Genomic DNA, 13,132 nt, shown 5'->3' on the forward strand with positions numbered 1-13,132 from the left:
AGTTCTTAGTTACAAGCATTTTTAAATTTTTTTAATTCATCTTCAATACTAGGAACTCTCATAAAATGCTCACCAATTAAAAAGGCATCCGCTCCAATTGAATTTAATCTTTTTATTACTTCAATATCAGAAACACCTGATTCAGCAACAATGATTTTGCCATTTGGAATTAAAGGAATTAATTTATCACATAAAGTCATATCCATTTCAAAAGTATCAAGATTTCTATGATTTATTCCAATAATCGTAGCTCCACATTTTATAGCTTTTGTTAAGTCTTCTTTATCGTGAATTTCAACTAAAACTTCAAGTCCTAAATGAATCGCATATTCATAAAGCTCTTTTAACTCTTTAGTTCCAAGTGCTTTTGCAATAAGTAAAATAAAATCAGCTCCATAAACTAAAGCTTCAACAATTTGATATTTATCAACTATAAAATCTTTTCTTAAAAGTGGCGTTGGAACAAATCTTCTAATTTGAGTTAAATACTCTAAATTACCTTGAAAATAGTGAGGTTCAGTTAATACAGAAATTGCATTTGCTCCACTATTACTATAGGCTTGTGCAATCAAAATTGGGTCAAAATCCTCTTTTATTATTCCCTTACTTGGACTTGCTTTCTTAACCTCAGCAATAATTCTAATTGGCTCTTCTTTTGTAGATCTTAAAAAAGGTTTTACATCCCTTGGAGCATATGGATTTGAAGAGAGAGTTCTTCCTAATAAATCCAATGTTATCTCTTTTTTTCTAATCTCTAAATCTTGTTTTGTCTTCTCTATAATCTCATCTAAAATCACTTTTTACACTCCTTAATTTTTTCCCAATGTAATTTTATTTCACTATCATCTAATCCAATTTCATCAACAACTTTTTTCATTTGTTTGTAAGCATCTTTACAATTTTTAACTTTATATTCACCCCAAGCTAAAGTATCAAGATATGCTACATTAGAAGGATCTTGTATTAATGCTTTTTTTACTAAAACTAATCCTCTTTTTACATCTATATCAAAATCAATTAATATATAAGCTAAATAATTTTCATATACATGATTATCCATATTTTGTAAAACTTTTTCAAATTTAGCAGTTACTTCACTTAATATTACTTTTTTATCTTCAGCCATCTCAAATTGAATAATTGCTTGTTGAGCTAAATAATCAAAATTCTCTGATTTAACATATAATTTACCTAATAAATCGTAAGCTTTTTGTGGTTGATTAGTGATTCTATAAAGATTTAATAAAATTTCATCTTCTTCATTATTTTGTTCTAAAAACTCTATAGCTTTTCCAACATTATCTTTTGCAATATATTTAATTAATAAAATCTTTGTTTTACTTAACATTAACGTTTCATTATTTTTTTTATAATCTAAATACATTCGTTTTAATAGTGAAATTAATTCATTAGTCTTTTTCTCTTTTTCATAAAAAGATAAAAGTTGCATACATAAGTTAAAATCATATCCATTAACTTTGATATATTCTTCTATTCTACTTATTGCTTCATCTTTTTGAGATAAACTAAAATATTGAATATTTGTCAAATTAAGAAAGGTATTTGCTGAATTATTTATATTAAACGCTTTTTCAAAAAATTCATATGCTTTTACATAATCTTTTTGTTGTAAATATATAGTTCCAAAAAGTTCGAAGTTAACGTCATTTGGATATAAATTAACAAGTTTTTGTCCATTTATTAAAGCATCTTTTGATTCTGATAATTTAAATAATGAAAAGGTATATAATCTTAAAATCATCTCTTCTTGTTGAATATTATCCAAGTAATATTTAGCAACTTGCTCTTTAACTGATTTATAATCTTTGATATTTGTTGATATTGCAATATATTTTACAAAATATTCATAATTATTTGTATTATTAAATAATCTTAAATATAATTCCTTTGCATCATAATATAATCTTTGATTTTCAGATTCTAAAGCCAACATAATATATTGATCTTCTAAATCAAATTGTTTAGTTTTTACTTCTACAAATTTTATTTTTTCTGGTTTTTTATTCTCTAATTCTAATGTTTTATTACTACAACCACTAAAAAGTAGTAAAAACAAGCAAAGTACTAAAGACTTTTTATAGCTGGGCACTCTTTGTAAACCTCTTCTTCATTTTCTTTAAAATAGTCCCAAAATGGGAAAGTTCTACATTGATTTGGTCTTACTTCATAAATAGAACATTGTCTTTTATCCAAATCAAAGAAACAACACGCATAATTGTTTGAAGCTAATTGTATCTCTTTTATGCTATATTTGTAGGCGATTTTATTTAAATATCTTTTTTTTAAATCTTCACTAGAAATTTTTTTATGCAAAGCCAAGGCTTCAATTTCTTGTGAATTTATCCAAATATAACCACTCTCACCGATACAACAATTACCTTTGCAACTATCACAGCCACTTGGCTCAAAAGCAAAATTAAATCCATCTTTTTTAACTAAATTACTCAATATCAACCTTTATACTGTGTGTTGAAGATTTTTTGTATATCTCCTTCACTTCGACTGTAAACTCATTATTTTTATCAAAAACTATCAATGGTTTTAATATTTTTGTTAATGATTTAGAATTTCTTTTTGCATAAACTAAAATTAAAGTTGCTTCTTTTGACTCTTTTGGATGAACAAATTGTAAAGCTTCTAAATTAAATTTATATTTATTTAATAACAATAATATCTCATTTATCTGTTTTACATCGTAACAAAAAAAGAATTTTCCCTCACTATTTAGAATAGTTGCCGTTTTTTTTATAAATATTTCAAGAGGTAAAGAGTCATTATATCTAGCAATTTTCAAACTCTGGTTATCACTTTTTATCACATCACAATGATAAAAAGGAGGATTAGAAATACAAATATCAAATCTCTTATCAAACTCTATATTTTCAAAAGAACCCTCGTATAATTTAGAATTTATTTTATTAGTAACTGAATTTTTTGTTGTGAAGAATTGAAACATTTTTTGTATTTCACACTGATTTAATTTTATTTTATCAAAATCTTTTGCTACTAATAGCCCTAAAATTCCACTTCCACTTCCAATATCTAACAACTCACCTTTTATATTTTTGTATTTTTTAAAATTTTCAACAATAAAGTTATATAAAAAATGTGTATCACTATTATAACAATAGCCATTTGTAGGCTGATATAAAACCAAAAATCTTCCTTTTTAAATTTAATATTATTATATCTAAGTTAAATAAATATGTGTTTTAATTTAATTATCAATTATAATTTTTCATATTAAACTAAATAAATATAACTAGCTTACTTATTGTTTAAAATTCTATTTATATTTATATTATTTTCTTGTTGCAAAATGTAACAAGAGTAAAATTCAACTCAGAAATTACGCGTATTAATCAATCTTTAGAACTATTATAAGCTATTATTTGACGATAATATATTGAGTTTATTCAAGTATTGATATTAAAATAATTTAAGGAGAAATTATGTCTAATATGGAAGCTCCTGCAAATACTCCGGTTTGGGTTAACGAAGCTAGATGTAAAGCATGTGATAAGTGTGTTTCAGTTTGTCCAGCTGGCGTACTTGCTATGAGACAAGAAGTTCATTCTACTTTAGGTTCAATGATTAAAGTTGTTCACCCAGAATCATGTATTGGTTGTACTGATTGCGAACTATCATGTCCTGATTTTGCAATTTATGTTGCTGATAAAAAAGAATTCAAATTTGCAAAACTTACAGATGAAGCAAAAGAGAGAAGAGAAGCGGTTATAAAAAATAATTATAGAGAACTAGAGGCGTAAGGAGAATTAATGGCAAGAGAAATAATTTCAACAGGTAATGAACTAGCAGCTAAAGCTGCAATTGATGCTGATGTTGAGTTTTTTGGTGGATACCCTATTACTCCTTCAAGTGAAATAATGCATGTACTTTCTTCTGCATTACCAGCTAGAGGGCATGCATGTATCCAAATGGAAGATGAGATTGCAGGAATTTGTACAGCAATTGGTGCTGCAATGTCTGGAAAAAGATCAATGACTGCAACTTCAGGACCAGGGATTTCTTTAAAAGCAGAAAACTTAGGTGTGGGATATATTTCAGAAGTTCCTTTAGTTGTAGTAAATGTAATGAGAGGTGGTCCATCAACTGGTCTTCCTACAAGAGTTGCTCAAGGTGACTTATTACAAGCAAAAAATCCTACTCATGGTGATGTTAAATCAATTACTTTAGTTCCAGGTAACTTAAGAGAATGTTATACAGAAACTGTAAGAGCATTTAACTTAGCTGATAGATTTATGCAACCAGTATTCGTTTTATTAGATGAAACAATTGGTCACATGAGTGGAAGAGCAACTATTCCTGACTTAGATGAAGTTCAAGCACAAAAAATCTCTAGAAAGAAATTTACTGGAGATAAAAAAGATTATAAACCTTACGGTGTTGGTGCTGATGAGCCTGCTGTATTAAATCCAATGTTTGAAGGATATAGATACCACTTTACAGGTCTTCACCATGGACCAACAGGTCATCCAACTGAAGATGCTGATATGTGTGATGCTTTAATGAAAAGACTATTCAATAAAGTTGATGCTCACTTAGATGAATTAGAATTAAATGAAGAGTATATGTTAGAAGATGCTGATATCATGATTATCGCTTATGGTTCTGTTTCATTAGGTGTAACAGAAGCTATCAATAGAATGAGAGCAGAAGGAATGAAAGTTGGTATGTTTAGACCATTAACAATTTGGCCAAGTCCAGCAAAAAGAATTAAAGAATTGATGACTAAATTTGACAAAGTATTAGTAACTGAGTTAAATATGGGACAATTTGCAGATGAAGTACAAAGAGCATCTGGAAGATCAGATTTTGATACATTATTCAAAGTAAATGGTAGACCATTATCTCCTCTAGAAATTATTGAAAAAGTGAAAGGAATGTAATCATGGCATTTAATTATGATGAATATTTAAGAACAGACAAAATGCCAACACTATGGTGTTGGGGATGTGGTGATGGAGTTATTTTAAAATCTGTAATTAGAGCTATCGAAAAAATTGGTTGGAATATGGACGATGTTTGTGTAGTTTCAGGTATTGGATGTTCAGGAAGATTCTCTTCTTATATCAACTGTAATACTGTTCACACAACTCACGGAAGAACTTTAGCATATGCAACTGGTATTAAATTAGCTAATCCAGATAAAAAAGTTATTGTTGTTGGTGGAGACGGTGATGGTCTAGCAATTGGTGGAAATCATACGATTCATGCATCAAGAAGAAACATTGACTTAAATTATATTATTATCAATAACTTCATCTATGGATTAACAAACTCTCAAACATCTCCTACAACTCCTCAAGGTATGTGGACAGTTACAATGAGTAGAGGAAATATTGACCCTACTTTTGATGCTTGTAAATTAGTAGAAGCAGCAGGTGCATCATTTGTTGCAAGAGAAACTATGCTTGATCCTAAAAAACTTGAAAGAGTTTTAGTTAAAGGTTTTGAACATAAAGGATTCTCATTTATTGAAGTATTTTCTAACTGTCACGTTAACTTAGGAAGAAAAAATAAAATGGCAACTGCTATGGCAAATTTAGAATGGATTGATTCTATTTCTATGGCTAAAACTAAATTTGATAAATTAGAGCCTGAAGAACAAAAAGGTATTTTCCCTACAGGTATCTTAAAACATGATACTGAAGCAATGGAATATTGTGAAGCTTATGAAAAAGTAAAAGAAGCTCATAAAAATAAAACTATGGTTCAATTATAAGGAGATACACATGGCAACAAATAAAACATTAATGAGATTTACAGGTGTTGGTGGACAAGGTGTACTTCTTGCAGGATCAATTTTCGCTGCTGCAAAAATCAATGATGGTGGATATGGTTTAAAAACAGCTACTTATACATCTCAAGTAAGAGGTGGACCAACTGTTGTTGATATTACTTTACAAGACGACGAAATTTTATATCCTTATGCAAATGATGGTGAAATTGATTTCATGTTATCAGTTGCGCAAATTTCTTATAACCAATTTAAAAATGGTGTAAAAGAAGGTGGAGTTATCGTTGTTGAGCCAAATTTAGTTACTCCAACTGAAGAAGATAGAAAAAGATGGAAAATCTATGAGATTCCAATTATTACTATTGCAAAAGAAGAAGTTGGGAATGTTATTACTCAATCAGTTTTAGCATTAGCAATGGCTAACTACTTTACAGGCGAAACTGTATCAAATGATGTATTAAGAAAAACAATGCTTTCAAAAGTACCTGAAAAAGTACATGAAATAAATAACAAAGCTTTTGATTTAGGTCTTAAATACGCTAAAGAAGCTGCAGAAGCAACTGCATAAAACAAAAAGCCCTAGGGCTTTTGTTTTAAAACTTTATTACTCTTTTATATATTTTTTATAATCTTCAATTTTTTCTTTTAATCTATTAGCTAAATAAATATTTGAATTACCTAAACAAGATAAAATAAAACTTGCTTCTTTTTGATAATTCTTTATTTTTTCATTATCCCAATGTTCGGGAGGAGCTTGTAAATTTGTAATTCTATCAGCTAATTTTACCATTTGAACTTCATAAGATTGAGTAAGCAATCGCTCAATACTATCTTTCATTTGTGCTTGTTTAGAATTTAATGTTATATCTTTACTAAGTGCTTCAACACCATTTGCAACATCTTCACCAAATTTCATATACAATTCATCATAAGTAATATTTGTATCTTCAATTACATCATGTAGTAAAGCACAAGAGATTGCTAAATTAGCTTTTGCTTCATCTAGTGATGACTTTTCACAAGCATTAATTACTTCCATTGCAACACAGGTAATATGAGCAAGATATGGCAAACCCTTTGGAGTTTTTTGTTCACCATGAGCAAGAGCTGCAAAGTTAAGAACTTCTACAAAATTTTCTTGTGAAAACATCTTATTTATTCTCTTTTTTGTTTTGATTATTTATTACATTATCACTTTTAGAAAAAGTAATTAAATCTTCTACCGTTTTAACTTTTTTATCAAGGTTTGATAAACTTTTTTCAAAAACAACAGTAGTAGTCAAAGCATCATAATATGCTCTATGATGGTTATCAATCTCTATACTTAGCAACTCTTTTAAAAAACTCAAACCATATTTTTCTGATTCAATAGTTCTTTTTGCCAAATCAATAGAACAAATTTTTCTATTTAAAAGTTTTCCTAAATTAAACTTTTCAAATGAATCAGAAACAAATGTATAATCAAATTTTATATCATGTGCAATAAAAACGTCATCTTCTAAAAAAAGCTTAAATTCCTGAAGTACTTTTTCAAGTCTTGGTGCTGATTCTAACATTTTAGGATTTATTTTTGTAACTTCTTGAACATAAGGTGGAATCTCTTTTGCAAAAACTAAAGATTCAAATTTATCAATAATCTCACCATTTTTATATTTAACGGCTCCCAGTTCAATAATTTGATGACCTTTTTTTACACTTCCACCATTTGTTTCTATATCAACAATACAAAAAGTTTGTTCTTTTATTGGTGTTTTTGAAGTCTTTAAAAAAACAAAATCTCCGTCAAATTCTAATGGTAAACCATTTGATAAAAGTAACTCAAATTCAAGCTCTGGAGTTTCATAAAAAGAATCCGTTGCAATTTTCAATAGTTCTAAAAACTCTGCATATAAAATTGGTTCTTTTAATAATCTATTAAAAATATTTTGTTGTTTAAATTGAGGTTTAGGAATTATCCTTTTATTTGATTTCATTTGCCTCTTTTACAAAATCTATCATTTTCTGTTTTGACTTTTTGCCTTTTGATTCTTCAACTCCACTACTTACATCAACTCCATAAAAATCAAAACCATTTAACTCTTTTAAATTATCTGAATTTAATCCACCAGCTAAAATAAACTTCGAACAATCAATATTTTCAAACCATTCAAGAGCAACTCTTTTCCCTTCTCCTCCAAAACTTTCAACAAAAGCATCAATTAAATAGTAATCTTTACTCAAATTTTTTAAATCTTTTTTTGATTCTATTCTTATTACTTTAATAAATTTAATTTCTAATAATTCATAATTTAAAATATCATTATCATCAATTATTTGAGCTAATTGCATTTTTGCTTCTTTGCAAACTTCATTTATAAAAGTTTCATTCTCATTTACAAAAAGCCCTACTGTTTGAATAAAAGGAGGTATTTTTTCAACAATTTCTTTAGCATTTAGGGGACTTATATATCGTGGAGAATTTGTATAAAAAACAAAACCTAGTGCATTTGCTCCTGCATTTATAGCATCAAGGGCATCTTGTAGATTAGTTATTCCACAAATTTTTACTCTCATTTTTAAACCTGCAAACTTTTTATGGCTTTAGAATAATCACTATTACCAAATACATAAGATCCAGCAACAACAACATCAACACCAGCTTCTTTTAATAAGTGAATATTTTTATCATTTACTCCACCATCTACTTCTATTAAACAATTTGGATTTCTTTTATTAATTAATTCTTTTAGCTTTTTAGCTTTTTCAATAACACTTGAAATAAATTTTTGTCCACCAAATCCTGGATTTACAGACATTAATAAAACCATATCTAAATCTTCTAACAAATATTCTATGGCTTCTGGTGGAGTATGAGGATTTAAAACAATTGCAGGTTTGATTCCATAATCTCTAATTTTTTGAATAAGTCTGTGAGGATGATTTTCACTTTCTATATGAAATGAAATATAAAGAGGTTTACAAGGGGCAAAAAGCTCTACAAAAAATGTATTATCTTCAACCATAAGATGAATATCAAGAGGTTTTGTTGCAACTTTTGAAACAGGATTTACAACAACAGGTCCAATTGTCATATTTGGAACAAAATGTCCATCCATAACATCTACATGAATTAAATCACATCCACCATCACAAATTGCTTTTATTTCACTAGCTAAATTTCCAAAATCTGCTGATAATATAGAAGGTGCTACGAGCATCTTTTTCTAACCTTTTTTTTCTAAATTTTGCCCGATTATATCATTTAAACTCTTTATATAAAGTATAAAAATAAACATATAATATTTTTTGATGTAGAATGTATCAAAAAAATAAATTGGCAAATAATGAAAAGATTTCTCCCCTTATTTATATGTACTTTGTGTTTTTCAGATAACATTGATAAGCTTTATGAAGAAGCTCAAAACTTAGAAGATCAAGGAAATTATAAAGAAGCAATGCTTTTATACAAAAAAGCTGCCAATATTAATGTTTCTAAAGAAGATAAATATTTATTTGATTTATCAAAAAATGATAATCAAAAAGGTGAATCTTTTACAAATATGAAAAAAGCATTTTATCAAAAACAAATTGATAAAGTTAATGATAAAGAAACTGATGAAAATTTAAAACAAATAATTACAGGTGATTTTGATTTATATCCTTATAAAAAAAATTATCTATTACCTGCAACATATGATTTTAATAAATCAGATGATCGAAAATCCATTGAAACATCTTTTCAAATAAGTATTGAAAAACCAATTTCATATGACTTTTTTGGACTAAATGAAACAGTTAGTGCTGCATATACACAAAGATCTTTTTGGCAAACAACAGCTGATTCCTCTCCATTTAGAGAAACTAATTATGAACCAGAAATATTTATTCAATTCCCATATGATAGAGGAAATGTATTAAAAGGTTATAAAATTGCACTAAATCATGTTTCAAATGGTAAAAATGATGAACTTTCAAGATCATGGAATAGAATATATATTGAAAGTTACTTTCAATTATCAAGTTTATTTATAATTCCAAAAATTTGGTATAGAATTCCTGAAAATGAAAATGAAGATGATAATTCTGATATTGAAGATTATTATGGAAATGGTGAATTAACTTTTCTTTACGCTTATAAAAAGCATACTTTTGAATTGTCATTACGAGATAACTTAGAATTTAATAGTGCTAATAAAGGCTCAGCTGAGTTAAACTGGACTTTTCCTTTACCTGAATTCTTATCTACAAATAATGCGTATGGATTATTTCAAATATATTCAGGTTATGGAAATAGTTTAATTGATTATGATAGAGAAGTACAAAAAATAGGATTAGGGATTGCTTTTTCAAGATAAAAGACTAAATTATTTAGTCTTTATATTTTGTATATAATAAAAAATAGCTTCAATCTCTTCTTCAACTAAGAAGTAAGTTGGCATTACATTTGCATAATAAATTAATTTTTCACAAACTTGTTCTTTTTCAAATTTTAAATTTGGATTTTTCTTAGAATTTACCTTTGTTGAAAAAGTTTCATAATCAATACTTTTTATATCAGGTACAATTAAAGTGCAATTAAAAACTTTTTTATCTGAAATTTGATGTTTAAAATCAACCATTTTTTTGCCTCTTGCATCATTTCCATGACAACTATTGCACCCTATTCCTCTAGGATTATTATATAACATTTTCCCATATTCATATTTTGTGATAAATGAATTATTAATATCCATTAAATCTTCTTGCTTTTTTACAGGTTCCGTAATTTGTTCTTGTTTATTTTCTAATTGATATTGTTCAGCTTCATTTGCATATGAATAAAAATAAAAAAATAAAAAAAAGATAATTATATATTTCATTTAATTCCTAATTTATCTTTATTTTTTAAAAACCAATAAAAACCAAACATTAAACCAGGAGTTTTTGCCTTTGATTCATCAAAAATAAATTCATCACTTTTTTCTATTGGCAAATACATAACTTCGATCTCTTCATCATTTATTCCACCACCATCATGTATTTTCATAGAATCATCAATCTTAGCAAAAAAAAGATATTGACAAGCTCCACTTATTCCAACACTTGTATAAAATGATGTAACTTTTACAATATCACTTAAACTAACTTTAAAACCACACTCTTCATCTATCTCTTCTTTTACTATCTCTTCTAATGATTTGTTTTTATCAACTAATCCAGCACATAATTCATAAGTAAATGTTTTTGAACTATCATTTAAAAAAACTGGTGCACGAAATTGTTTTACAAGTAAAAAAGCATTTTTTTCAGTATGATATAAAAGCACAGCAACACTATTATGACTTCGTATTGCTTCCCATGTTTTATTTCTGCCATTTTGCTTGTAACTTAATTTAAAAGGATGAATAAATTTTGTATCTTTTAGTTCACTAATCTCTAAATCTTTAATTTCATTTATCATTTATTATCTTTTTAGTTTTTTCGTATTCTAACAAAAAATTTATTCAATTTACTTTTTATTTACTATTGAAGAAAAGTCCACTTCAAATATGGTTTGTTTTTTGGGTTCAGATTTTAAATTAAGATGTAAATTGTATTCTATACAAATTCTTTTTACAATATCTAAACCTATACCAAAGCCACCTTCATTATTATTTCCTCTTTTATATCTTTTAAAAATTTCTTTTTGCTCCTCTTGTGTAATTCCTCTCCCAAAATCTTTCACAGATAAAATATTATTTTCTAAAACAACCTCAATATTTGAATCTTTATAACTATATTTAATTGCATTTGAAATGATATTATTTACTAATTTTTGTGTTTTTGTTTTATCCATTTTTATAAAACAACTAAAGAGTATGGAATCAATTTTTATATTTTTTGTAATTGAAATATCATTAAAATAATCTACGCTTTCAGCAACTAAATCTTTTAAGTCAAACTCTTCAAAAACATCTTCATTGATTTCATTAAAGGCTGAAAAATGAATATCATTATATATTTGAGAAATTTGTTTGCTACTACTTAATATATATTTCATCATTTTTTCAGGATTTTTTCCACCTTTTAACATGGAAACAGAAGTCATCAAAACTGCAATTGGAGTATTTAACTCATGAGCTGAATCTTTTATAAATTTATCCATAGATTCAACTCTTTTTCTTGCTGGATTTAATAATATTTTTGATAATAAATAACCAATACAAGCTATAAATATTGAACTAATAACTAATTTAATAAGCAGTAATATTTTAATATCATTTTTATCTCTTTGAAGTTGACAACTTTCCATGACGATATATTTTATTGGAATATTTTCTTCATTGATTGTTGTTATAAAATAGTTATAAGAACTATTTTCGTAAATATCTTTTGAATAATTTATTTTAAATTTATCATCTAAATATGAAAAAATAAGATTTTTATCTTTATCCATAAGTGCATATCTTATATTTTCTTTTGGAAATTTTTCAGGAGTAAAATCTTTATTTTTCATATACTTATCTAATATATCAGCTTTTATTTGCATAGAAGCATTTTTAAGTTCCATATTACAAGTTTCTTGAGCCATTTTTAGCTCATTACCATAATAAATATATAAAATTACACTAACCAAAAATAGTGTAGATGTTACATAAATAAATAAAAAATTTCTAAGTGCATTTTTTTCATCATTATTCAAATTTATATCCTACAGCTCTGATTGTGGTGATTTTTTCTTTTCCAACTATTTCTCTGAGATTTTTTATATAAACTCTAATTGTCGCATCAGTTGGCATTTCATCATATGCCCAAATATTTTGTAAAAGTTCATCACTAGAAATTACTCTATTTTTATGTGTACAAAAATATTTTAAAATGTCTCTTTCTTTTTGTGCAATATTAATAATCTTATCATTTTTAAAGACTTGACAAGTTTGTGGTTCAAAGAAAATATTTTCATCAATCTTAATTTTATCATCTTGGTTAATAAAAAACTGTCTACAAAGTCTTAGTATTCTTTGATCTAACTCTTCTAAATCAAAAGGTTTTTTAATATAATCATCAACACCATTTTCAAAAGATTCTTTTAAATGTTTTGTATCTTGATATGCAGTTAAAATGATTGCTGGAGTATTATTTTTATACTCTTTTCTGATAGTTTTTAAAACTTCAATTCCACTAATTTCTGGAGTATTAATATCAAGTAATGCAATGTCAAATTTTTGATCAATTAAAGATTCTAAAGCATCTTGACCATTTGTACATAAGGTTACATCAAACCCCTTATCTTCTAAATGCTCATTTAATAAATCGCTTAAAGCAACATCATCTTCTAACAACAAAACTCTCATATAAAATCCTAATGTATAATTTTTATTATATTCAAATTTTGTTTACTTCCCGTGTACA

17 protein-coding genes are annotated in these 13,132 nt (G+C 26.7%); 5 read left to right on the forward strand and 12 right to left on the reverse strand.

Annotated elements, in window-relative coordinates; translation table 11 throughout:
* Positions 1 to 5: 5 nt before the first annotated feature.
* The 4 genes from trpC to AVENP_RS10315 are packed head-to-tail and all read right to left on the reverse strand — an operon-like array spanning position 6 to position 3,178.
* Complete coding sequence (gene trpC / locus AVENP_RS10300) at positions 6 to 797, reverse strand: indole-3-glycerol phosphate synthase TrpC (RefSeq protein WP_128357851.1); 792 nt, start codon at positions 795 to 797, stop codon at positions 6 to 8.
* On the reverse strand, positions 794 to 2,077 hold the full coding sequence (locus tag AVENP_RS10305) for a tetratricopeptide repeat protein (protein WP_172664288.1): 1,284 nt from the start codon (positions 2,075 to 2,077) through the stop codon (positions 794 to 796). The genes trpC and AVENP_RS10305 overlap by 4 nt, the downstream gene beginning before the upstream one ends.
* Before the next feature lie 8 nt (positions 2,078 to 2,085).
* Positions 2,086 to 2,469, reverse strand: coding sequence for a YkgJ family cysteine cluster protein (locus tag AVENP_RS10310; protein ID WP_128357849.1), 384 nt, complete (start codon positions 2,467 to 2,469; stop codon positions 2,086 to 2,088).
* Positions 2,462 to 3,178, reverse strand: coding sequence for a tRNA1(Val) (adenine(37)-N6)-methyltransferase (locus AVENP_RS10315; protein ID WP_128357848.1), 717 nt, complete (start codon positions 3,176 to 3,178; stop codon positions 2,462 to 2,464). The genes AVENP_RS10310 and AVENP_RS10315 overlap by 8 nt, the downstream gene beginning before the upstream one ends.
* A gap of 295 nt (positions 3,179 to 3,473) precedes the next feature.
* On the opposite strand from AVENP_RS10315, the gene AVENP_RS10320 reads away from it, so the two are divergent.
* From AVENP_RS10320 to AVENP_RS10335, 4 genes are read left to right on the forward strand one after another with little or no spacing between them, the layout of a single operon-like run.
* Positions 3,474 to 3,791 (forward strand): 4Fe-4S dicluster domain-containing protein, encoded by a 318-nt coding sequence (locus AVENP_RS10320; protein ID WP_128357847.1) that lies wholly within the window; start codon positions 3,474 to 3,476, stop codon positions 3,789 to 3,791.
* Positions 3,792 to 3,800: 9 nt separating this feature from the next.
* Positions 3,801 to 4,931: a 2-oxoglutarate synthase subunit alpha gene (locus tag AVENP_RS10325; protein ID WP_128357846.1), complete on the forward strand. Its 1,131-nt coding sequence runs from the start codon at positions 3,801 to 3,803 to the stop codon at positions 4,929 to 4,931.
* 2 nt (positions 4,932 to 4,933) lie between these two features.
* Entirely contained in the window at positions 4,934 to 5,767 is an 834-nt protein-coding gene (locus AVENP_RS10330) for a 2-oxoglutarate ferredoxin oxidoreductase subunit beta (RefSeq protein ID WP_128357845.1), read from the forward strand.
* 10 nt (positions 5,768 to 5,777) lie between these two features.
* Positions 5,778 to 6,350 (forward strand): 2-oxoglutarate:acceptor oxidoreductase subunit OorC, encoded by a 573-nt coding sequence (locus AVENP_RS10335; protein WP_128357844.1) that lies wholly within the window; start codon positions 5,778 to 5,780, stop codon positions 6,348 to 6,350.
* A 36-nt stretch (positions 6,351 to 6,386) separates the two neighbouring features.
* Here the strand turns inward: AVENP_RS10335 and AVENP_RS10340 are convergent, their stop codons facing one another.
* Genes AVENP_RS10340 through rpe form a run of 4 tightly spaced genes read right to left on the reverse strand, consistent with a single transcriptional unit; the run spans position 6,387 to position 8,979 of the window.
* The gene (locus tag AVENP_RS10340; RefSeq protein WP_128357843.1) at positions 6,387 to 6,932 is read right to left on the reverse strand and encodes an HD domain-containing protein; all 546 of its coding nucleotides are present in this window, start codon (positions 6,930 to 6,932) and stop codon (positions 6,387 to 6,389) included.
* 1 nt (position 6,933) lies between these two features.
* The gene (locus AVENP_RS10345) at positions 6,934 to 7,755 is read right to left on the reverse strand and encodes a 3'-5' exonuclease (protein ID WP_128357842.1); all 822 of its coding nucleotides are present in this window, start codon (positions 7,753 to 7,755) and stop codon (positions 6,934 to 6,936) included.
* Positions 7,742 to 8,335 carry a phosphoribosylanthranilate isomerase gene (locus tag AVENP_RS10350; RefSeq protein ID WP_128357841.1) on the reverse strand — a complete coding sequence of 198 codons (594 nt, stop codon included), beginning with the start codon at positions 8,333 to 8,335 and terminating at the stop codon, positions 7,742 to 7,744. The genes AVENP_RS10345 and AVENP_RS10350 overlap by 14 nt, the downstream gene beginning before the upstream one ends.
* A 2-nt stretch (positions 8,336 to 8,337) precedes the next feature.
* On the reverse strand, positions 8,338 to 8,979 hold the full coding sequence (gene rpe, locus AVENP_RS10355; RefSeq protein ID WP_128357840.1) for a ribulose-phosphate 3-epimerase: 642 nt from the start codon (positions 8,977 to 8,979) through the stop codon (positions 8,338 to 8,340).
* A gap of 126 nt (positions 8,980 to 9,105) precedes the next feature.
* Between rpe and AVENP_RS10360 the strand changes: the two genes are divergently transcribed.
* The gene (locus AVENP_RS10360) at positions 9,106 to 10,116 is read left to right on the forward strand and encodes a phospholipase A (protein WP_128357839.1); all 1,011 of its coding nucleotides are present in this window, start codon (positions 9,106 to 9,108) and stop codon (positions 10,114 to 10,116) included.
* A gap of 9 nt (positions 10,117 to 10,125) precedes the next feature.
* Here AVENP_RS10360 and AVENP_RS10365 read toward each other — a convergent pair whose 3' ends face one another.
* The 4 genes from AVENP_RS10365 to AVENP_RS10380 are packed head-to-tail and all read right to left on the reverse strand — an operon-like array spanning position 10,126 to position 13,074.
* On the reverse strand, positions 10,126 to 10,620 hold the full coding sequence (locus AVENP_RS10365) for a c-type cytochrome (RefSeq protein ID WP_172664289.1): 495 nt from the start codon (positions 10,618 to 10,620) through the stop codon (positions 10,126 to 10,128).
* Positions 10,617 to 11,201: an NUDIX domain-containing protein gene (locus AVENP_RS10370; protein ID WP_128357838.1), complete on the reverse strand. Its 585-nt coding sequence runs from the start codon at positions 11,199 to 11,201 to the stop codon at positions 10,617 to 10,619. The genes AVENP_RS10365 and AVENP_RS10370 overlap by 4 nt, the downstream gene beginning before the upstream one ends.
* A gap of 48 nt (positions 11,202 to 11,249) precedes the next feature.
* Positions 11,250 to 12,422, reverse strand: coding sequence for a sensor histidine kinase (locus tag AVENP_RS10375; RefSeq protein ID WP_128357837.1), 1,173 nt, complete (start codon positions 12,420 to 12,422; stop codon positions 11,250 to 11,252).
* The gene (locus AVENP_RS10380) at positions 12,415 to 13,074 is read right to left on the reverse strand and encodes a response regulator transcription factor (protein ID WP_128357836.1); all 660 of its coding nucleotides are present in this window, start codon (positions 13,072 to 13,074) and stop codon (positions 12,415 to 12,417) included. The genes AVENP_RS10375 and AVENP_RS10380 overlap by 8 nt, the downstream gene beginning before the upstream one ends.
* Positions 13,075 to 13,132 lie beyond the last annotated feature (58 nt).

It is taken from the genome of Arcobacter venerupis, assembly GCF_013201665.1.
In the GTDB taxonomy this organism is placed as follows: Bacteria; Campylobacterota; Campylobacteria; order Campylobacterales; family Arcobacteraceae; genus Aliarcobacter; species Aliarcobacter venerupis.

Excerpts from the sequence above, each read along its gene's own strand:
- AVENP_RS10320 (WP_128357847.1), top strand. The coding sequence starts at position 3,474 with ATGTCTAATATGGAAGCTCCTGCAAATACTCCGGTTTGGGTTAACGAA.
- AVENP_RS10325 (WP_128357846.1), top strand. The coding sequence starts at position 3,801 with ATGGCAAGAGAAATAATTTCAACAGGTAATGAACTAGCAGCTAAAGCT.
- AVENP_RS10330 (WP_128357845.1), top strand. The coding sequence starts at position 4,934 with ATGGCATTTAATTATGATGAATATTTAAGAACAGACAAAATGCCAACA.
- AVENP_RS10335 (WP_128357844.1), top strand. The coding sequence starts at position 5,778 with ATGGCAACAAATAAAACATTAATGAGATTTACAGGTGTTGGTGGACAA.
- AVENP_RS10340 (WP_128357843.1), bottom strand. The coding sequence starts at position 6,932 with ATGTTTTCACAAGAAAATTTTGTAGAAGTTCTTAACTTTGCAGCTCTT.
- AVENP_RS10345 (WP_128357842.1), bottom strand. The coding sequence starts at position 7,755 with ATGAAATCAAATAAAAGGATAATTCCTAAACCTCAATTTAAACAACAA.
- AVENP_RS10350 (WP_128357841.1), bottom strand. The coding sequence starts at position 8,335 with ATGAGAGTAAAAATTTGTGGAATAACTAATCTACAAGATGCCCTTGAT.
- rpe (WP_128357840.1), bottom strand. The coding sequence starts at position 8,979 with ATGCTCGTAGCACCTTCTATATTATCAGCAGATTTTGGAAATTTAGCT.
- AVENP_RS10360 (WP_128357839.1), top strand. The coding sequence starts at position 9,106 with ATGAAAAGATTTCTCCCCTTATTTATATGTACTTTGTGTTTTTCAGAT.
- AVENP_RS10365 (WP_172664289.1), bottom strand. The coding sequence starts at position 10,620 with ATGAAATATATAATTATCTTTTTTTTATTTTTTTATTTTTATTCATAT.
- AVENP_RS10370 (WP_128357838.1), bottom strand. The coding sequence starts at position 11,201 with ATGATAAATGAAATTAAAGATTTAGAGATTAGTGAACTAAAAGATACA.
- AVENP_RS10380 (WP_128357836.1), bottom strand. The coding sequence starts at position 13,074 with ATGAGAGTTTTGTTGTTAGAAGATGATGTTGCTTTAAGCGATTTATTA.